The organism is Priestia filamentosa (assembly GCF_900177535.1).
In the GTDB taxonomy this organism is placed as follows: domain Bacteria; phylum Bacillota; class Bacilli; order Bacillales; family Bacillaceae_H; genus Bacillus_I; species Bacillus_I filamentosa.
This window is the reverse complement of record NZ_FXAJ01000004.1, coordinates 111,936-131,489: the sequence shown is the minus strand read 5'-3', so window position 1 is coordinate 131,489 and position 19,554 is coordinate 111,936. Positions and strand designations below refer to the sequence as shown.

The following is a 19,554-nucleotide window of genomic DNA, read 5'->3' as shown; positions in this document are numbered from 1 at the left end:
CCTTATTCTACATAGAGTAAACCTCTTTTTTTAAAATTCAGCTATTTTTTTCTAATTCTCTAAAAAAAGCCCTGCTTCATAGGCAAAGGCTTCTAACTAATTGTTGCTAAAATTTCACTTTTATCTTCTTTAGTTACAAAAGCTTTCTCATTAAAAATTTGATAATTTTCCTTCCGAACATCAAGAAGAACTTCTCGGTATAAAAGGGCAGAGTCTTAGAGAGGAAGACGGAATGTTAATGGATATAGCGCTATGCTTGTTAATCCCTTTTCATAAGGCTCTTCCAGCGTATTCCCACGAGCTAATAAAACTTTCTTGTCCAAATAAATCCTGCTTTTTTACTCCCCACCCCTAATGTTGCATAAAAAAAACATAGTCTCTCCAAAAAGGAGACTATGTTTTTAGCTTTATTTCACAATCTTAATATTATAGTTCTCAAACCAAACATGAATCTGACAAAGGTGGGCTAGAAGCTGTGGACCTGTCATAAGCTGCCCGAACCAAGGAACAGAAAACTCTTTTCCTTTTGAATCTGCAATTGCCTTAAGTTTTTCAGCATTAAAAAGCTCATAAAGAGGTGAATTGGAATCTTTTAAAATATCTTTTAACCATTTTTGCACAATATTTGTATAGTAAGGATTATGTGTTTTAGGGTATGGACTTTTTTTGCGATAAAGAACTTCGTTTGGAAGTATCCCTTCAAGCGCTTTTCTTAGAATTCCTTTCTCATATCCTCCTGCGGTTTTCATCTCCCATGGAATGTTCCATACGTACTCTACAAGACGATGATCAGCAAATGGAACGCGCACTTCTAGACTTGCTCCCATACTCATACGGTCTTTTCGATCAAGAAGCGTTGGCATAAACCAAATCATATTCAAATAAAATAAGTTTCTTCTATTTGCCTCTTCTTCACTTTCCCCATCAAGAGTGGGAACTTCCTTAATGGATTGCTCATAGCCGTTCTTTACATACTCCTTCAGCGAGAGTTTTTTTTGCCACTCGTCTTTTAAAAGATCTACCCTTGCATCAACAGAGCGCATCCATGGAAAGTTATCAGAAGAAAGAGCATGCGTTTTATGGAACCACGGATACCCACCGAAAATTTCATCTGCGCATTCACCTGAAAGACCAACAACAAAGTCTTTCTTAATTTCTTTACAAAACCAAAGAAGAGAAGAATCGATATCAGCCATACCTGGTATATCTCGAACAAGCACAGATTCTTCTAAATAATGAGCAAGCTCTTCATTATTAATCACACAGCTATGGTGAATCGTCTTAAATTCATCAGACATCTTCTTAATGTATGCCCCATCTGAGTTTGGCTGGAACTCTGATGCTTTAAAGAATTTCTCGTTATCTTCATAGTCAATTGAGTAAGTATGAAGGGACTGGCCTTGTTCCCGAAAAGCATTGGCAGCAATGGCTGTAATAGCACTTGAATCGATCCCCCCCGATAAAAAGGTACAAACCGGAACATCAGAAACAAGCTGTCTTGTTACAGCATCCTGAAACAGTTCTCGCACATGTTCTGCTGTCTCTTCAAGTGAATCAGTATGTTTTTCACTTTTTACATTCCAGTAGCGCCAGATGTTCAATCCTTCTCTACTAAATGTCAAAGCATGTGCAGCACGCAGTTCGTCAATCCCTTTAAAAATCCCATGGCCAGGCGTATGTGATGGACCAAGACCTAATACTTCAGCTAATCCGTCGTACGTAATTTCTACCTCTACATCTTCATGAGCAAGAATAGCTTTTAGCTCTGAAGCAAATTGAAGCCCTCCTCTATATACACGGTAAAACAGCGGCTTTACACCAAGTCTATCGCGAGCCATAAAAAGAGATTGTTGTTCTTCATCCCAAATGGCAAAAGCAAAAATACCGTTAAAATGTTCAACGCATTTCTCTCTCCACTCTACATAGGAAAGAAGAAGCACCTCAGTATCAGAATGGCCGCTAAATGTATAGCCTCTCTTTAAAAGTTCCTTACGAATATCTTCTGTATTATAAAGTTCTCCATTATAGCAAATGGTGTAAGAATTTTCTTTTTTATCTCTTGTCATTGGCTGTATGCCGCCGCTTGGATCAACTACAACAAGACGCTTATGTCCAAAAGATACATGCTCTCTTACCCAAGTATTCGTATCATCAGGACCTCTTTTTTCAAGTGTTTTTGTCATCTTTTCAATTGTGTCACGCTTTTTCAGGAGGTTCTGATTATAATCGATCCAACCAGTAATACCACACATGTTTTCCCCACCCTTTCATTTATCGTGGTCCATAGCTTTTTCAATAGTGCTATCTTATGCGTAAAAAGTAAGAGGTTGATTTGTCCATCCGCTTTTTCTTCAAAATTTTGTGTTTTATAGTTATAGAAAATAGGAAATTAGACAACAAAGAATAGTAATAGGATTTTCAACAAACCATTTGGAGGAGTGGCCTATGAAAAATTTATCGAAAACGCAGTGCTTAGAAATGCAACCACGCTCCTTTATTTTAGGAACGCTTGAGTGTATTGATTCACAATGGATTTTTTTTGATGAAGAGGATGAAGCATCAATGCTCCAAGATATCCTTAGCTCATCTTGCGAGGTATATTGGAAAGGTCATTGGCAAAAAGCATGTTGGAAAAAAGATAATTCATTTGAAATTAACAACACAGTTTGCTTTTTACAAGATGGGGCAGAGCTACGCGTTGGAAAGAAACTACAACACGCTTATCAACTTCTTATTGATGAGCTTTCAACTCACTCATTCATGCGCTTAAGCCAACTATTGAATGATCTCTCTTTTTCTCTTTATGATTGTATTTATTGCTTTAACACTTTATGTTTCTTACCTACTGATGGTGAAAGAAACGGCGTGAATTTCCTTATCTTTGATAACGAAGAAAGAATCTGTTCAGTTCATCACCACTTTGATTGTAGTGAAGGAAACGACCGGTTTGAGATTACACTCAATACAGGTGAGCAGTTCTTATCATCTGATTTAAAAAAATTGGGATAGAAAAAGATCGTAAGAAGAATTCTTACGATCTTTTTTGGTTACTGCACTTTATTTCTTAATGTCCCAATACCTTCAACTGTTATTTCAATGATGTCTCCTGAAGATAGAAATATTGGTGGATTAAACCCTTTTCCAACTCCAGCAGGCGTTCCTGTAGCAATAATGTCGCCAGGTTCAAGTGTTGTTCCTTTTGATAATGTTTCAATAATTTCTTCAATTGGAAAAATAAACTGTTCCGTATTGCCATCTTGTCTTATTTCTCCATTTACTCTCGTTTCAATATGTAAATTCGCTGCATTCTCAATTTCTGATTTATGCACAATAAAAGGTCCCATCGGACACGAAGTATCCAAACTCTTTCCAATTAGAAACTGTTTATGTTTTGACTGCAAATCCCGTGCTGTAATATCATTCAAAATGGTATAACCAAAAACGTGATGAAGAGCATCAGCTTTAGAAATTGCTTTTCCTTTTTTTCCGATAATAACAGCAAGCTCTCCCTCATAATCTAATTCATCTGTTACATCTTCATGACGTAAAATAGGTGCATCAGGGCCTACTACAGCTGTTGGTGCCTTTGAAAACATCATAAGGTTCGTCGGGATATCTTGTTCACTTCCCATTTCAATAGCATGATCACGATAGTTCTTTCCAACACAAAATACATTTTTACTCGGTCTTGGAATTGGAGCAAGAAGCTCTGTTTCCTCTATGGAATATGAAAAAGCATCGTGCCCTTTTTCTTCGATAATTTCCTTAATAATATGCTCAAAATAATGAAAATGCTCAATAAATGAAATCATATTTGTTGGAATATCTGTCTGAAAACGCTCTTTGGCAATTTTATTTATATGAATTACTTTCTCTCCTTGGATCATGCCAATAAATTCATCATCATGTAGTCTAGCTGTCACAAATTTCATTTTTTATTCCTCCTCTTTCTACCTTTTAAACAATTCGCTCTTTCTTTCTATATTCCTACTTTTCAACTGCGTTTTTTTCATTTTTCATTCCTCGATATGTGAAGGAGCGCAGAAGGTGTTCCAAAGGACCTCTAGAGTATCTCTTCAGGATAATAGAACTTCCAATGCATTGAACAACAAAGAAACCAAGGGCTAACAGAACGCCTTGCATAACTGTTATGTCACCATAAAAACCTAATCCATAATTATAAAATAGGAGCGTACATACAACAGATTGAGCCATATAATTTGTGAGTGCCATTCTTCCTGCTGATTGTAAAGGTTGCGCGATAAACCGCGGTATTTTTTCACCATACAGCATAAACAGCGTAATATAAAAGATGGCTCCTAAAGGTCCACCAACGCTGTCTTGCATAAAGTCTGTAGCGACGTTAAATCCAATCAAATACGGAAGAACCTTAAAAAGTAGGAAAGCAAAAAAGCATACCATACATACATATTTAATGAAAAGAACGTTTTCCTTTATACGTTCAAACCCTTTTTCTTTTGCTAAAAAGGCTCCGATGAGAAAGAAAGGAAAAACAGATAAGAACAGAAGCGGGAACGTCCCTATGTTATTGATATAATACCAATCAAGGAACCGCTGAGAGAAAATCTCAGCAATGCTTCCATCTCTATATGCATTTATAGAACTATCAATAAGCGGCTGCACAACGCCAACAGCATTTGACTCTGCTTTTGAGAACGAAGCAACGATAAGAAGAAGAATCATGATGATACTTGGAATAATAAATAAAGCTCCTCCCCAATAAAGAAAAGTTCTCCCTCTTGCTTCTTGAAAAAAAAGAAGAAAAAAACCGCACACAGCATATAAAATTAAAATATCCCCATACCAAATAACAAAAGCATGTACACATCCGATACACAAAAGTAAAAATAACCTTCTTAAAAGTAAAGGAGTAAAAGCAGCATTATTCTTAAAGGCAGTTTGAAATATTTTCATGAATCCAAAACCAAATAAAGTAGCGAAAATAGGATAGAAACTTCCCTGCCCTAAAATATCTATAGCCATATATATTTTTGAGTGTGTATCTTCAAAGGAGTCCATATAGATAGAAGGTGAATAAAATCCAGGCATGTTGACAAGTAGAATACCTAAAAGAGCGAACCCTCTCAAAAGGTCAACAGTTGCTATTCTTTCGTCTTTTATTCCATTCATTTTCTCACTTCCTTATTCATTTCTCTCTTAGCCATCCATTATAGCTGAAACTTCATAGATCATCAGCTTTAAAGAGGTCAGAAATTTATTCCAATTACAAAAGGATAAATAGGCTATCACCTTATATTTCGTCCTAACATACGATACACTATAACTCAAAATCAAAGGGTGTTTTTATGCCAGCTATTGTTGGAGCAGTTAGTGTAAATAGTGTTGGAACAGCAAGTATTTTTCATATTGGAGACGTTTATACGATCGCACCTTCAGCAAATTCTAAAACATTTGCTGGAGCAGGATCTTTTAGCACTGGAGATGGATTGGTGATTAACAATAAAATCAGTTCAACGAATACGCAGGATCAAGACTTTATTGATCAACCTATAGCTGCCAATGCTTAATGAGGTGAAGGTATGAATTTTTATGTAAATCAAAGCATTTGCATCCATTCGATTCGGGTTGCGAGCGTTAGTAACTCTTCTGTCTTTCAAATTGGAAGCGCTGGAATGATTCGTTCTCTTGCGCAGCTTTACAATACAGGTGGCTTCACGGAGAAAGCTCCTGAAACAGTAAAACCAGGTGAGACCACAAATCTTGTTGAGCCAGAAGCACCAAGCGTCCCTCTTAATTTAGGAAGAAAAAAGAACGTATGAATTGAGAAGAACTCCTTCACATCTTTTGGGCACATGCATAATGTATAAAAGCAGCTTACTCATATGAAATGGAGGAGATTCTTTATGCAATACGGAGGAACGACGCAAACGTATATCCACCAACTTCAGGCCCAAATTCAACAACAGAATCAGCGAATTTTGCAGCTTGAGCAAGCTATAGGAACCCTCCAAAAACAGATGAATTCGTTAAAAGAGGCCCCTTCAACTAAAATTGACAGAATTGAATACAAGTTTGATCAACTCAAAATTGAAACACTGGAAGGAACGCTAAATATAGGACTTAATCCACTTTCTCCTGATCATCAGATTGAAGATTTCCACATTAGTCAGAGTGACTTAACTCCACCAAATCGGAATGTAAATATAAAAGAGTTAGGCGATGAAATTTATGAAGAGACGCTCACCTTATTAGAAGGAAACGGCCATGATTGGATTCGTGACCTTGCTAGGGAGAAAGGAATCAACTTACATGAGTCCTATTATGATTTCATTACAGAAGATATAAAGAAGCAGCTTGAAGAACGGATTCTTTTCCATCTACAGCAACGAGGTGATGAGCAACCAAGAGAAGAGAAAAAAGAAAGTATAAAAACTCAAATTACTCAGGATATGAAACGGGGAATCGATGCCTTTTTAACACATCTCCCTCAATCATTTAAAGGAGCAGAAAAATGATGAATTATACGGTTGTAAATAGAGACTTACTTGTTGGAAATGTTCATGTACTTGGTGTATCTACCTCCTCTGTATTTTTGATTGGAGATACTGAAAGCATAGCTCTTTCCTCTGCCTATGATACACCTCCAGAGTCTCTTATTATCGGTCCTTATGTTCCTCTTTCTTTACAATAAAGGAGAAAAAGTATGCGTACTTCAAAAGTAGATTGGTTTCGAATGAATTCCTTAACATCTAGCTCGATTTTTAACATCGGAGATTCAGCACATATTAGATCTTCGGCAAAAGTAATCGCTATACAACGTGAAGCAGAACTTTTTTTGGGTAGGGAAGGAAATTTTAATGATTATACCCTTTTTAAACGAAGCTATCCTCTACTAACTTTAAAACGAATTCCAACGGTAAAATATAACGAATCTAATATAATTCATGTTGGATCTGTTCGGGTGACTGGAGCTTCTACTTCTTCTGTTGTTCAAATTGGCTCAACAAATGATATAAAATGTTATTCACGTGTTAAACATGTTAGACAGCTTCTAAGTGATCGTCGAGAGAAAGAGCAGGAAGAAAGAGAGGAGGGATAGCATGCCAGCACTTGTTGGACCTGTACAAATTGTAAGCATTGGCGGCGGTGGCGTTGTTACATTTGGAGATACCTTTTATGTTTCACCTAAAGACACTTCAAAAGTTGCTTATGGATCAGGATCTGGAAATACAGGAAACCTTATTAACACAAACACAGGCGGATCTGCTACAAATACGTTCGACCCGGATATTGCAGACCAAACTGTAGCAGGAAATGCATAAAAAACAGGCCTCAACGGCCTGTTTTTATGCTTTTCTACTATTAGACTTGCGTGTTCTTGGGAGGCGTGATGACGGCTGCTTTCTAATCCACTTAATAAACTTACTAATCTTTTCATCCTGCTGTAAGTCAGAAATTGTATTCAATCGAACTGCTAGCTCGTCATTTGTATAAAGAGCGTGAATTTGCTTGTGACAAGGAATACAAAGGTTTGCTGTTGGTTCAAATGTGCCTCCCATTTCCTTTGGAGTTAAATGATGAACAGTTGTATAAACATCATCTCTTCCACAAAGCTCACATCGACCAATTCGTCGCTCTTCTTTTGATTTTGCCACACCATATCTGCTCCTTTCTCCTTTAAAGCGTTTCGATTTTCACTTTTGTACCATTGCCAAGATCATCTGCTTTCTCAACAATAAGGCGCTTAGGCAGACGTGCACGCAGCTCTTGAACATGACTAATGATTCCAATTGAAAGATCATTAGATTGAAGCTTTTCGAGTGCTGTAATAACTGTATCAAGAAGCTCGCTATCAAGTGTACCGAACCCTTCATCAAGGAAAAAGAACTGCAATGGATATTCTCCTCGAAGCTGAATACCTGCAGAAAGAGAAAGCGCTAAAGATAGAGAAGTTAAAAATGTCTCTCCACCAGACAAGCTTGAAATCGGTCGCTTCACTCCCCCGTTGGCATCATCTCGAATAACAAATCCTCCTTGTGAATCTACTTCAAGAGCATATCTCTGTCTTGTTAAAAACCCTAATCGCTCTGATGCATCTCGGCTAATTGCAATAAGCTGCTCTTGAGCCATATACTCAATAAAAGCATTTCCTTTAAATACGCTTTGAAGCTTCTGATACTGAGAGAGCTCTTCTTGTATCTTTTCTCTCTCTTTTTCCAAACTTCCCAATCGTTCATTTCTTACTTGCAAATCTTTTAAAAGAGCTCTTGCTGAACCTAGTTCTGTTGTTGCTTCTTTCACACTTTCCTTTAAATCAGCCAAAATAGAAGATGTCTCTTTAAAAGATTGTTCTGTGATACTTTGATTATCAAGCAATTTTGTAACATTTTCTAATGCTATTGTGATGCTCTTTAGTTTGTCCCAAAATGCTTCTACGTCTTCACGAATCTTCTGCTGTTGCGCCTCTGTTATTAACATTTCTTTTACATCTATATCAGAATGAAAGCCTGAGCTATTTCTCTTAGCTTTCCATTTACTTTCTTTCTCTTCATATCGTTCATTTAACTCTGCGAGTGAGGAGACTATTGATTCATATGAAGCTTTTACTTCTTGATGTTCATTATTAAAAAGGTGCCACCTTTTCAATGTTTCGTCTTCTCTTTCTTTTAAAGAATGGATCTCTTTATTTATGCCATTAAGAAGCTCTTCTAGCGAATTTTCTCCAATGATTTGTATTAAGCGTTGCTGCTGTTCTAAAAGTGACGCTTTTTTGTTCTGCAAGAATGAGAAAAACTCAACTTCCTTTCGCTCGTGAACATTCCACTCTTCACGCAATTTCTCCAATGCTTTTTCTGTTTCCTCCAGGTATTCTACACTTTTTTCAATTCGCTCATTAAGCTCAGCCAGTTTTTGATCGTTACGCTCAAGTTGTTGTTGAATAGCTGAAATGCTAGTAATCTCAAATTCTTTGTAACGTTCTTGCCATTCTTTTTGCGCCTTAGTCATTTCTTCTTCTATTTGCTGAACAAAATTTGCTTGTTCCATTAACATCTTGTTTTGTTGCTCAGACTCAAACAATAGCTTATTCTTCTTCTCGCTGACATCCCCTGCGATTTTTACGAGGCGATCAATTTTCTCTTTTTGACCAATATAATCTTGCTCAAGCCCTTTTAGTTCTGTTTGCAATTTTACAATACAAGCTTTTAACGTTTCATCTTTCGTAAGAAGCGGCGGAATATCTTCTTGCTCGGTTTGTTCAAACTCCCCAAAACAGTCAAGTAATTTCTCAGCAAGCGGCTCAAGCTTTAATTTCAAGGAGGAACAAATATATTTACGTTCTTGTAAATTTGATAAGTTTTTTCTTAATAAATCAATCTCTCTTCCATCAGTTACCTCCATCTCTTCTCCTGTTGCTGGTAAAGGATGTGTCGTTGATCCACATACAGGACAAGGCTTACCATCATGAAGGTGTGCAGAAAGTGTTAATGCAAGCTTTTGTTTATTTGCTTCTTCTACCTTTCTCTGCATTTCCTCAATTTTGTGTTCCCCGCTAGCAATAAATCGTTCAATTTCACGTTCTCGCTCACAAACAAGATTATAGGTATGTTGCAGAAGATCGTACTGCTCTATCGCCTGCTTTTTCACTTTTTGTTCGCTTTCTATAGAACTCTTCATTTCAAGTTCTAGCTGCTGAAGATTCTTCTTCATTTGATTATGCTGTTCTTTTTTTTCTTCATGTTGCACCTTGAGGCTATCAATATCCCGACTTTCTTGAACAGCATATTGCACTTTAATTCGATAAGAAGGAGACACACTAAGCCTCTCTCGTTCTTCCATCAGCTCTTTTTGTTTTGCTTTTCCACGCTTATATAAACTTTCTCTCTTTTGAAACTGCTCTTTAATACCTCTTCCTGATTCCAAAAGTTCCTCATGTTGCTTGCGAGCGTTCTTTACTGTTTCAGATAGAGTTGTAACGTCTTTATTTAGCTCTTCCGCATATTGATACTTCTCGCGTTGAGCAAGAAGTAGAGGTTCTCTTTGCTCTCGCTCTTTATTTGCTCGTTCATATTCCTCTTTGGCCAAGGCTGCTTTTTGATTTACTTCTTCTAATTTTCCTGCCCGTTGATTTTTTTGTTTTTCCGCTGTTTGCTTCTGTAAAAATAGATTTTCACATTCTTCTAAATACGGACGCAAACTCTCTGCTTTGAGCGCTTTACTTAAATGCTCTTCACAATTCTTTATCTCCGGTTCTTCCTCTTTAAGCTCTTTTAACTTTGCTTCATTCTCTTCTTTCTCTTTCTGCCATTCCCATAGTTTTTGCTTGTGTTCATATTCCTTTTGAATATGTAAAAGCTCTTGTTCTCTCTTTTGAAGCAAAAGTTCACAACTTTTCACTTCTTGTTCAGCTTCTTTTACATTTTCAACGGTGGCTCCTCCAAGTTCTGCTTGTGCTGCTAAAATTTTATCAAGTTCATGTTTCGCATTTGTAAGGTTTCGCTTAATTTTCTGAAGAAGCTCGTCTCCATATTTCTCTAAATTAAATAATCTTTGAAGCATTTGACGACGTTCTGCTCCCTTTAAAGACAGAAATTCAGCAAACTTTCCTTGTGGAAGTACTACAGCTCGTGTAAAGTCATCAATCGTAAGACCTAATAAGGAGTTGATATACTGATTGACATCATTCATTTTGTCTGCCAAAACAACTCGTTCGTCTCCTTCTTCAATAAGGCGACTTGTTGTTGACTTTACTCTCCACTCGTCACTTCGCTTGAAATTTCGTTCAACAGTATACGTTTGCATGCCTTCTGCATTTTCCAAGCAAAAAGTGAACGCGACTTTAAGCTCATCTTCTCCATGATTTAAAATACCGTGCGTATTATTTGCTGCTCTTTCTACTTTCCCGTACAAAGCAAGCGTCATTGCATCTAATATCGAAGATTTTCCACTTCCAGTTGGTCCGAAAATCCCAAAAACTCCGCCTTCACAAAGCTCGTCAAACTGAATCATTTGTATCTGGCGAAAGCTGTGGAGCCCTTGGATTTTTAACGTTATTGGCTTCACTCCTCTTCCTCCTCATGAACAAGGCTTAAAAACAGCTCCATTAATCGACTATCAGGAGTCCCGCCTCCTGTTTGTTGTTCATAAAATCGACGGAATGCTTCATCAATCGGAATGTCTTTTACCTTTTCTTCCTCTGACTGTGTTTCTTCATAATGAAATACAGGGCGGATATGAATGATACCGTTATGCTCTTTTCGTAAACGGTGGATTTCTTCCATTGAAAGAGCATCTGTTAAATGAATTTCAAGGTCAATCCAAGCGTTAGCATCTTTTCCCTCTTCAAACCATTGATAAATTTCTTGTATTCCATGCTTAGCTTTCCATCTTACAAGCGGTTTCCCGCTGTTGATAGGAATTTCTGTCAGCTCTGCTTTCCCATAGGGCACAACATCAATAATAGATAGGGACTTCGTATACCCTGCTTCTGAAAAACTGTAGGCAAGAGGTGATCCAGAATAACGGGCAAGTGTTTTCGCTCTGCCAACATTTTGCGGGCGATGAAGATGTCCAAGTGCAACATACTGAGCTTCTTCCGGCAAACTTGTTGCCGCTACTGTATATGCTCCTCCAACTTCAATTGGTCGCTCTGAATCACTAGCACTTCCCCCTGCAACATGAATATGGCTCATTGCCATGTGTACAGCACCTTTTGTAAACTGACTTGCAAGATTGCTGAAAATCCCTTGAATTCTAGCATCATAAGAGTTTCTGATCTCTTTTTCATCACTATTCTCTGACAGAAGTTCGTTAAGACGAGATTCAGAGGGATACGGTAAAGCCGCAACTTCAAGCATTTCCCCTCCAACTGGAACCTTGACAATATTGTTCACGGGGTAGCCAAATAGATGAATGTTTTGAACTCCCGCAAGTGGAGAAGAAGCACTTAACCGATTTGGACTGTCATGGTTCCCTGCTATTGTAATGATTGGACATGCTCCCTGCTGTGACAATTTTGCCACGCTATCATAAAACATTCCTTCAGCTGTTGCAGGCGGATTTACTGTATCAAAAACATCTCCTGCCATTAAAATGGCATCAATTTTTTGATCTTTCACAACCTCTACTAATTCAGCTAAGAACTGTTCCTGTTCTTCAAGACGGCTTCTTCCTTCTAATGTACGCCCAAGATGCCAGTCTGCTGTATGCAAAATTCTCATGTTCATACTCCTTTTGAAAAAAGAGAAGAAAAATCTCTTCTCTTTTTATAATGATAAAAAATGACCTCCGTCAAAGAAATAAAGGTATCGTTCACTAATATGGATGGAGCCAATTTCTTCAACTGCTCGTGTATAAAGATTCAGTTGTGTTTTATATCTGCTCAGAAGTGTATCTCTTGCTTTTTCAAAGTCGCCTTGAAAACGGTTCGCAATATCATCTGTCTTAAAATCTAATAAAACGACTCCCTTTTCGTCTCTGAACAAACAGTCAATAATTCCTTGAATAAGCACGGGTTCTTCTTTTCCTTCCCAGTTTTGTTCAAGCTCTGATGCCTTCGCAGAGAAACTGAACGGCATTTCTCGGTAAACAGAAGGAGCCTGCTGCAGACGCTGTCCAACCTCACTGTCAAAGAAACCAAGTAATCCATTAATATTAATCGATGATGCTTCTTTTTCTGTTAAAATTTCTCTTGTAATTAAAGAAGAACAAAGTTCACGAAGAGAAGCTTCAGTTACATCTGTTTTTAACGGAATATGCTGCATAACTGTATGCATAGCCGTTCCTTTCTCAGCACTTGTTAACTTTTTAGCTTGCAAAAAGAGTGGACGTTCTGTAATAGGCTTTTGAAATCCTTTTGTTTGTTCTTCTTCATCAAGAAGCTGACTTTGGCGTTTAAGCTCTGAGACAGATTGTTTTGATTTTGTTTTAGAAGCTTGTTGATAAGCGTACCTCCATCCTAATCGTCGCTCAATTTCTTCTCTATACGGGCTTTGTATTTTAACCTGTTGGCTGTTTTTGATTGCTTCGACAAGATCTTTATCTTCTTCTTCTTTCTTTTTTTCACTTTCCTGTAGAGAGAAAGAAGGGACAACATTTAGTTCCCATTTTGATGGATGGTTATAAAGCTCTTGATTTGAAGCTGGTTGGTTATGCGCAAAGCTCTCAAAATCTCTGTGGCGAATGAGCGAAGGGATAATCCACTCAAGATAGGATTTTGCTTCTTCTCTAACAGCTGATTGCAAAAGAACATCCTCATGGTAAAAAACACTTTCCCATTTGTTCACAAGCTTCTCTTTATCACTTGTTGTTCCAACTAAAATCAGCTTTTCTTTTGCACGCGTAAGAGCAACATAAAGTACCCGCATTTCTTCTGCAATACTCTCTCTTCTAATTTTGCGTTTCATTGCTTGTTGAATAAGGGTTGGATATGCTACACGCAAGCGAGGGTTAATTCGCTTTGAACCAAATCCTAACTCTTTATGAAACAAATAAGATTTATTAACATCCATTAAGTTAAATGACCGACCAATTCCCGCTAGAAAAACGATTGGAAACTCGAGCCCTTTACTGCTATGAATAGTCATAAGGCGCACAACATCTTCCTGTTCTCCAAGAGCACGAGCTGTGCCTAAATCATCTCCACGCTCCTGCATGCGTTCAATAAAACGCAAGAAGCGGAAAAGACCACGGAAAGAAGTTGATTCATACTGCCGCGCTCTGTCATAAAGGGCATTCAAGTTGGCCTGTCTTTGTTTTCCTCCCGGTAATCCACCGACAAATTCGAAGAAGCCTGTTTCTCTATACAGATTCCAAATTAATGTGTACAGCGGGCGCTGACGAGCTTCTTTTCTCCATTTCAAAAGACAGTGATAAAAATGTTCAACATCTTTGTATTTCTCGTCTTCTGCTGAAGCTTCTTTCAGATACGCTTTTAATGCTTCATAGTACGTCCCCTTCTCATCATAAAGGCGAATTGAAGCAAGTTCTTCATCATTTAATCGTACAAGTGGCGAACGAAGAACGGAAGCAAGCGGAATATCTTGATATGGGTTATCGATGACTTTTAAAAGAGACAGCATAATCGTTACTTCTGTTGCTTCAAAATAACCTTTAGAAAGATTAGCATAAAGTGGGACACCTTGTTCTTTAAATTCTTCTAAGATTTGAGGTGCCCATGTCATAGAGCGAAGTAAAATGACAAAATCGCGGTATGTTACATTTCTTGTTATTCCTTTTTTAGCGTCGTAAACTTGAAAACGATTTTGAACCATCTCTTTAATTTTCCCAGCCATCAAACGTGCTTCAAGCTGAGAGGTTTCAAGCTCTTCAGTCGAAAATTCCCCCTCCTGTACAGGAACATCTGCACCGTTCTTTTCAATAAGATGAAGCTCTGTTGCCATGTTCTCATCTGACGGATACGAAGCTCCTTTTTTCAGCTCTGCATCGCTGTCATAAGAAATTTCTCCAACACCTTCATCCATAATCTGATAGAAGAGATAGTTTGTAGCATCAAGAACTTCACTTCGACTTCGGAAGTTTTTATTAAGATCAATTCTTAATCCACCTGTTCGACCATCTTTTGTAAATCGCTTATATTTATTAAGAAATAGAAATGGCTCAGCAAGTCTGAAACGATAAATAGATTGCTTAACGTCCCCTACCATAAATAAATTCCCTGTACTCTCTTCGTCTCTTGTTACTAGCTTGATGATTGTTTCTTGCACCATATTTGTATCTTGATATTCATCAACAAGGACTTCATGAAACTGTGAAGCATACTGTTTAGCAATTGCGGAACGCTCAATTTCTCCATCTCTTTCTTCTGTTAAAATAGCAAGACAATAATGTTCAAGGTCGCCAAAATCAACGAGCCCTTTCTCACGTTTTTTAAGACTATAACGTTTGCTAAATTCCTTTACGAGCTCTGTTAATACTTCAATAACAGGCTTCATATCTAGCATATCGTCTATATAAGCTGTTAGTGGTCGAGAAAATAACTCAGAATGTAGCTTCTCTAGTTTTTCTTTTGCTGCTTTGCGAATATCGCTACTCTGATCAACAAGATTTTGATCATATTCTCCTTTTTTGCATGGTTTCAAGCGCGAAAAGGTTAGATTTCTCATTGCTTCATGTGCTTCTTCAAAAGATAAAGCTGCCCCGCTTTGAATTTTTTGAAGCTGTTCAAGATCTTCCTCGAAATTTACACTTCGTGGGGCCGGTCCATCTGGTTTCTTTGTTAAGGCTAATCCTTGATTCAATAAATCTTCAACACTATGAAGCTGTTTCCTTACTTCATTCATTAAAAAAGGCATAAATGATAAATCACTAATTCTCGTATTTTCGTTTACTTTATACTGTAAAAGCAGTTCATCTAAAAACATTGCCGGTGACGGAGTTGATTGAGAAAACTCATACATCTTTCGGACAATCTCTTGAATTTCAGCATCACTTCGGTCACTCGTATAACGATCAACAACATCTAAAAATTGAAGATTATCTTCACGGCTGTAATAGTCCTCAAAAAGTTCCTGAAGCGCTTCATCACGTAGAAGTTCTGCTTCTGTATCATCTGCGATTCGAAAGCCAGGATCAATATCAATCTTATAGTAATAATTACGAATAACGTTCAAACAGAACGAATGAAGAGTTGAAATGGAAGCCTTGTTTAATAAATTCAGCTGACGACGAAGATGGAGTGAAGATGGAGCTTTTTTTAGCTCTTTCTCCAATGCTTCTCCAATTCGATGTTTCATTTCTGCTGCAGATGCATTTGTAAAAGTTACAACTAGAAGTTGATCAACGTCAATAGGAGAGCTCTCGTCTATCAATTTTCCAATGATACGCTCAACTAGAACAGCTGTTTTTCCAGAACCAGCAGCCGCTGCCACAAGCGTGTCTTGACCAGTAGCAACGATTGCCTTCCACTGGTCATCTGTCCACTGACTGTTTACTGGCTTCTCTCTTAGATCTGTCATTTTGTTTCACCTTCTTCTTTCATACGTTCTAACACAATTTTATCTTGCTCTTTCTTAAGCTCTCGGTAGCTATTTTCTTCAAATGCTTGGTCAAACTGACACACAGATTTGTAAGAGCAAAACTCACACGGCGTACGATCTTTTAATTTGTACGGAGAAATATCGATTTTTCCTTCTGTAATACTTGTTCCAGATGCTTCAAATTGTTGACGAATATAGTTCCGAATTGTCTCAAATTCTTGTTCACTTGCAATAGAAGAATTTGAATAAAACCCGCCCGTCTTCTTCAAACCTGCTGATACAATTTTTGAATGGCCTGATTCAAGTGTTGTGTCCATTAATTTAATAGACTCCTCTTCACCAAGAAGAAGGCCTTTCATCTTGAACTTTTTGAATAGCTCCTCTTCAATTTCATCTTCTTTAAGAAGTTTTGTACTGTTCACAAATGGATTGTGTACATGGAAATAAAGGACACCTGCTGGCAATGCTTCTTTACCAAGCCATTTCGCAGCATACGTGATAACAACATCTAAATAAGCAAGCATTTGAAGGGAAAGCCCATAATAAACTTCAACTAAGTCAATATCTCTGTCGCTTGATTTATAGTCAATAATCCGAAGAAGAAGGCCTTTTGAACTCATCGCTTTGTCGACCCTGTCAATTCGGCCAACGAGTTCCATCTTTGTTCCATTTGGTAATGTAATCGGAAGTGATGGTAACGTTTCTTTCGGACCAAAGGCAAGCTCAAGTCCGATCGGTGCAAATCCGCTTGCTTTTGCATGATCACTTAAAATAATGGTTGCTCGCTCTACTGTTTGCTGAAGTTTTCGTTTTAAGTACCGATGACGATACGAACTTAATAAAATCTCATTTTGCAAATTTAAGGAAAGCTCGCCAACGCTAAATGCAGCAAGCTCCTGACATTCCTGCCTTGTAAGCTCACTCCACTCTTTTCCTTCATGCTGTAATCTCTCTGAGATTAACTTTAACGCGCCATGAAACAGTTCACCGATATCAGGAGCATTGAGTTTAAAAACACGTCGTTCTTTTAATTTTAGCCCATGCGCCGCAAAGTGAGAGTATGGACATGCATTAAATTTTTCCATACGTGAAACGCTTGTTTTAATTTTTTTGCCATAAAGTTTTTTAGTAATTCCTTTTGAAAGCATTTTAGCTTCATTTTTATAGAATAAACTGCTTAAAACTTGGCGGCTGTATAAATGATAATTTTCATCTTTTATAAAATAATTATAAACATCCCACCATATTGGGCTAATCGGGTAGCCATTCCTCCACGCTTGTAATTGATATGCTAAGTTTGCAAGGGAGGTATAGGGACTCTGAATATAAGCAAGCTGATCGTCTTCAGAAAGCTCTGCTGGATTTGCTGCAAGCCACTCTTCCTTTAAAAGCGGGAACATTTCACGCAAATGATTGATAACCCTTGATGGAAGCAACGTTTTCCCTTCTTCGTTTGCAAGAGGATAGCTAATGTAGAGACGCTCTTTTGGTAAAACAAAAGCAAGATAAATTAGGAAATCTTCATCAAAAAGCTGATCCCTTGTACTTGGAGCAAGAGAAGCACCTATCCGCTGCAAGTTTTCACGTTCAGAATCTGATAAAAGGCTGTCTTCTACAGGAAGAGCTGGAATAACCCCGTCATTTGCTCCAATAACGAAAACAGCTTTTATATTTGTTAAACGAGAACGCTCAAAGTTCGCTGCCATCACTTGGTCAATTGATTGAGGAACAAGCGCAAATTTCAAGCTATCAAATCCCGTATCTAAAATAGAGCTAAAGAGTGTAAAAGATAGCTTTTGTTCTCCCATCATTTCTACAAATTGATCCAGTAAGTGAATAACTGCTTTCCATACTTGATGATGCTCATCAGCACGCTGTAAGTCTCCATTTTCATTTGCTTCTTCTCTAAGCTTCTCCATCTTTTCAGGGATATTTAAAGAAAGAAGAAACTCATAGATTGCTTTTCCATATTCAAAACCTGTTTTTGCTTTCTTTAAACTTTTTTGCAATGAATGGATAGGATGAACAACAATGTCTCTTAATTCATTTAACTTTTGTTCTATCTCTCTTTCTTCGTCTGTTTGTCCTGTTTTTACATCTTCAAGGGAACGATAACGTCTATAGGTCCATTTTTCCTCACTTGTCCACCTAGAACCTTGAATACCATAAGAGAGTACATAGTTCTCAAGCTTGTCCATCTCTTCTCTTATCTCATTAAGAGAAGTGTCGAGGGGAAAAAGCAGGTCTGTTTTAATTGCTCTAAAAATAGGTTCATACCGCCATGAACCTCCTGCTATCTCAAGGCTTGAACGCACTAACTCGATAAGCGGATGATGGGCCATTGCTCGTTTTTGGTCAATAAAGTGCGGAATGTCATAGTCTTCAAAAAGCGCTCTTATCGTGTCTTCGTATTCATTTGGATTACGAATAATAACAGCAATATCTCGATATCTGTACGTTCCTTGTGAAACCATCTTACGTATTTCTCGTGCAACACCTTCTATTTCAGCTCGCCTATTTGCGCTTGGAAAAAGCTTAATATCGTCTACTTCTTGCTCGAAAGTTGGGACAGGGCGATGCTCAAAAAATTGTTCAAGATGACGAAGTGGGGAAGAATCGTTGTATCTTACCCCACCTTTTAAAACAAGGGAATCCATAATTTCAATGCTTTCTTCAACTGCTCCGTTTTTTAGCGTTTGATATGTTTCAGCTGTTGTTCTAAAGAGATAAGAGCTTTCCTTCTCTCCTGTTAAACAAATCTTCACATCTTTGGCTTCCTTCATTAAAGAAAATAGAATGTTAAGCTCTTGAGGAGTAAAAGTATAAAAGCCATCAACATAAACAGTTGCATTTTTCACATAAGAAGAATAAGGAAGCTTTTCTGTTAAAAGTTGCAAATAGTCTTCCGAATCTACGTATTTTGTAAACAAGTATTCTTCAAAGCTCTTATAAATGACAAGCAAGTCTTGAAGTTTCTCCCCTAGTGCCCCTTCCTCCTCTTTTGTTTCCTGGACTAATTCTGTTAACGCTTCTGGTTCTAAGCAATATCTTTTAAGTTCAATAATCATACTTTCAAGCTTATCTACAAACCCTTGCTTCTCAGCAGCATTTTTAAAAATAGACAGCTCCTCTCTCTTTTCTTCGATAATCCGACGAAGCAACATATGAATTCCTGTATCATCAAGATGTAAACGCGTCATGCCTCCTACTTCTTGTAATACTTTCCACGAGAGACGTGTAAAACTTAATACTTGCGCTCTAATCATTCCAGCTAATCCTTTAGTTGAAATCAGATTGTAATCAGATTGGAACGTCATTTGTTCCGGAACTAAGTAAATAATAGGATCTCCAAGTGGATCTGAACGGAGCTCTGAACGAATTTGATCCAAACAATACGATGTTTTTCCACTTCCAGACCGACCAATTATAAATTGAAGTGCCATTGTTCTCCTCCTACCTTCCTCTAAGCTGATTATGTAATTTGTAACCGGCTTTTTTTCTTTATTATAACATCGAAGCCATTACAAAACATCCGTTCGGTTTTTGCTAATGAATGAATTTTTTTCTTTAACAATTT

General features: G+C 37.6%; 15 protein-coding genes. 7 read left to right on the top strand and 8 right to left on the bottom strand.

The annotated features are described in order from the left end of the window. Positions 1-407: 407 nt before the first annotated feature. Positions 408-2,252 carry an asparagine synthase (glutamine-hydrolyzing) gene (gene asnB / locus B9N79_RS16820; RefSeq protein ID WP_040057164.1) on the bottom strand — a complete coding sequence of 615 codons (1,845 nt, stop codon included), beginning with the start codon at positions 2,250-2,252 and terminating at the stop codon, positions 408-410. A 193-nt stretch (positions 2,253-2,445) separates the two neighbouring features. Here asnB and B9N79_RS16815 point away from each other — a divergent pair, with 193 nt between their 5' ends. Beyond that, a complete protein-coding gene (locus B9N79_RS16815) occupies positions 2,446-3,009 on the top strand; it encodes a DUF2777 family protein (protein WP_040057165.1) in 564 nt (187 codons plus the stop codon). 38 nt (positions 3,010-3,047) lie between these two features. On the opposite strand, the gene B9N79_RS16810 is transcribed toward B9N79_RS16815, so the two are convergent. Together B9N79_RS16810 and B9N79_RS16805 are read right to left on the bottom strand one after the other, a co-directional pair. Beyond that, the gene (locus B9N79_RS16810; RefSeq protein ID WP_040057166.1) at positions 3,048-3,932 is read right to left on the bottom strand and encodes a fumarylacetoacetate hydrolase family protein; all 885 of its coding nucleotides are present in this window, start codon (positions 3,930-3,932) and stop codon (positions 3,048-3,050) included. A 55-nt stretch (positions 3,933-3,987) separates the two neighbouring features. Further along, positions 3,988-5,151 (bottom strand): DUF418 domain-containing protein, encoded by a 1,164-nt coding sequence (locus tag B9N79_RS16805; protein ID WP_040057167.1) that lies wholly within the window; start codon positions 5,149-5,151, stop codon positions 3,988-3,990. A 176-nt stretch (positions 5,152-5,327) separates the two neighbouring features. Between B9N79_RS16805 and B9N79_RS16800 the strand changes: the two genes are divergently transcribed. The 6 genes from B9N79_RS16800 (at position 5,328) to B9N79_RS16775 (ending at position 7,304) form a co-directional block, all read left to right on the top strand. Beyond that, on the top strand, positions 5,328-5,549 hold the full coding sequence (locus B9N79_RS16800; protein ID WP_019393877.1) for a spore germination protein: 222 nt from the start codon (positions 5,328-5,330) through the stop codon (positions 5,547-5,549). A gap of 12 nt (positions 5,550-5,561) precedes the next feature. After that, positions 5,562-5,801: a spore germination protein GerPB gene (locus tag B9N79_RS16795; protein ID WP_019393878.1), complete on the top strand. Its 240-nt coding sequence runs from the start codon at positions 5,562-5,564 to the stop codon at positions 5,799-5,801. An 84-nt stretch (positions 5,802-5,885) separates the two neighbouring features. After that, positions 5,886-6,497: a spore germination protein GerPC gene (gene gerPC / locus B9N79_RS16790; RefSeq protein WP_040057168.1), complete on the top strand. Its 612-nt coding sequence runs from the start codon at positions 5,886-5,888 to the stop codon at positions 6,495-6,497. Next, positions 6,497-6,673, top strand: coding sequence for a spore gernimation protein GerPD (locus B9N79_RS16785; RefSeq protein ID WP_026009683.1), 177 nt, complete (start codon positions 6,497-6,499; stop codon positions 6,671-6,673). The genes gerPC and B9N79_RS16785 overlap by 1 nt, the downstream gene beginning before the upstream one ends. A gap of 12 nt (positions 6,674-6,685) precedes the next feature. Continuing rightward, positions 6,686-7,081, top strand: a complete 396-nt coding sequence (locus B9N79_RS16780) for a spore germination protein GerPE (RefSeq protein WP_040057169.1) — start codon at positions 6,686-6,688, stop codon at positions 7,079-7,081. A gap of 1 nt (position 7,082) precedes the next feature. Continuing rightward, positions 7,083-7,304, top strand: a complete 222-nt coding sequence (locus tag B9N79_RS16775; protein WP_019393882.1) for a spore germination protein — start codon at positions 7,083-7,085, stop codon at positions 7,302-7,304. Between the two features lie 24 nt (positions 7,305-7,328). On the opposite strand, the gene B9N79_RS16770 is transcribed toward B9N79_RS16775, so the two are convergent. From B9N79_RS16770 to addB, 5 genes are read right to left on the bottom strand one after another with little or no spacing between them, the layout of a single operon-like run. Then, positions 7,329-7,637, bottom strand: a complete 309-nt coding sequence (locus B9N79_RS16770) for an HNH endonuclease (protein WP_019393883.1) — start codon at positions 7,635-7,637, stop codon at positions 7,329-7,331. Positions 7,638-7,659: 22 nt separating this feature from the next. Further along, positions 7,660-11,043, bottom strand: coding sequence for an AAA family ATPase (locus B9N79_RS16765; RefSeq protein WP_046216712.1), 3,384 nt, complete (start codon positions 11,041-11,043; stop codon positions 7,660-7,662). After that, positions 11,040-12,200, bottom strand: coding sequence for an exonuclease SbcCD subunit D (locus B9N79_RS16760; protein WP_048896696.1), 1,161 nt, complete (start codon positions 12,198-12,200; stop codon positions 11,040-11,042). Before B9N79_RS16760 ends, B9N79_RS16765 begins: the two co-directional genes overlap by 4 nt. Positions 12,201-12,245: 45 nt before the next feature. Continuing rightward, positions 12,246-15,956 (bottom strand): helicase-exonuclease AddAB subunit AddA, encoded by a 3,711-nt coding sequence (gene addA, locus B9N79_RS16755; RefSeq protein WP_040057172.1) that lies wholly within the window; start codon positions 15,954-15,956, stop codon positions 12,246-12,248. After that, complete coding sequence (addB, locus tag B9N79_RS16750; protein ID WP_048896695.1) at positions 15,953-19,420, bottom strand: helicase-exonuclease AddAB subunit AddB; 3,468 nt, start codon at positions 19,418-19,420, stop codon at positions 15,953-15,955. Before addB ends, addA begins: the two co-directional genes overlap by 4 nt. Positions 19,421-19,554 lie beyond the last annotated feature (134 nt).

Coding starts and splice junctions, on each gene's coding strand:
- asnB (WP_040057164.1), bottom strand. CDS start 2,252: ATGTGTGGTATTACTGGTTGGATCGATTATAATCAGAACCTCCTGAAA.
- B9N79_RS16815 (WP_040057165.1), top strand. CDS start 2,446: ATGAAAAATTTATCGAAAACGCAGTGCTTAGAAATGCAACCACGCTCC.
- B9N79_RS16810 (WP_040057166.1), bottom strand. CDS start 3,932: ATGAAATTTGTGACAGCTAGACTACATGATGATGAATTTATTGGCATG.
- B9N79_RS16805 (WP_040057167.1), bottom strand. CDS start 5,151: ATGAATGGAATAAAAGACGAAAGAATAGCAACTGTTGACCTTTTGAGA.
- B9N79_RS16800 (WP_019393877.1), top strand. CDS start 5,328: ATGCCAGCTATTGTTGGAGCAGTTAGTGTAAATAGTGTTGGAACAGCA.
- B9N79_RS16795 (WP_019393878.1), top strand. CDS start 5,562: ATGAATTTTTATGTAAATCAAAGCATTTGCATCCATTCGATTCGGGTT.
- gerPC (WP_040057168.1), top strand. CDS start 5,886: ATGCAATACGGAGGAACGACGCAAACGTATATCCACCAACTTCAGGCC.
- B9N79_RS16785 (WP_026009683.1), top strand. CDS start 6,497: ATGAATTATACGGTTGTAAATAGAGACTTACTTGTTGGAAATGTTCAT.
- B9N79_RS16780 (WP_040057169.1), top strand. CDS start 6,686: ATGCGTACTTCAAAAGTAGATTGGTTTCGAATGAATTCCTTAACATCT.
- B9N79_RS16775 (WP_019393882.1), top strand. CDS start 7,083: ATGCCAGCACTTGTTGGACCTGTACAAATTGTAAGCATTGGCGGCGGT.
- B9N79_RS16760 (WP_048896696.1), bottom strand. CDS start 12,200: ATGAGAATTTTGCATACAGCAGACTGGCATCTTGGGCGTACATTAGAA.
- addA (WP_040057172.1), bottom strand. CDS start 15,956: ATGACAGATCTAAGAGAGAAGCCAGTAAACAGTCAGTGGACAGATGAC.
- addB (WP_048896695.1), bottom strand. CDS start 19,420: ATGGCACTTCAATTTATAATTGGTCGGTCTGGAAGTGGAAAAACATCG.